Annotated in this window: 1 protein-coding gene; it reads left to right on the top strand. The window is 58.1% G+C overall.

Features of this window, described 5'->3' with window-relative positions; genetic code table 11:
* Nucleotides 1-121: 121 nt before the first annotated feature.
* A partial coding sequence (locus TR61_RS19520) for a transposase (RefSeq protein ID WP_172677039.1) occupies nt 122-310 on the top strand: 189 nt, incomplete at its 3' end.

Genomic DNA, 310 nt, shown 5'->3' on the forward strand with positions numbered 1-310 from the left:
GTTAGTGTCCGAGGACGTGGTGTAATTTCTGCGCCGGTCGCGGTGTAGGGATTGGTGGCCACCGAGGTGTATGGTCGGGTGGAGTTTGAACGCTTCAACCACGAACCACACGGAGACCCCGATGACCAAAACCAACATGGACCTTTCCGAGCTACTTTCAAAGCATGATCAGGGCGACTTCATGCGTGCTCTTGCGGAGAACGTGCTTCAGCTGATCATGGAGGCCGATGTCGAAGGCGTGATCGGTGCCGGACGACATGAACGCAGCACTGACCGCGCGACATGGCGCAACGGGTATCGAGAGCGCGCT

Source organism: Aestuariivita boseongensis, assembly GCF_001262635.1.
In the GTDB taxonomy this organism is placed as follows: domain Bacteria; phylum Pseudomonadota; class Alphaproteobacteria; order Rhodobacterales; family Rhodobacteraceae; genus Aestuariivita; species Aestuariivita boseongensis.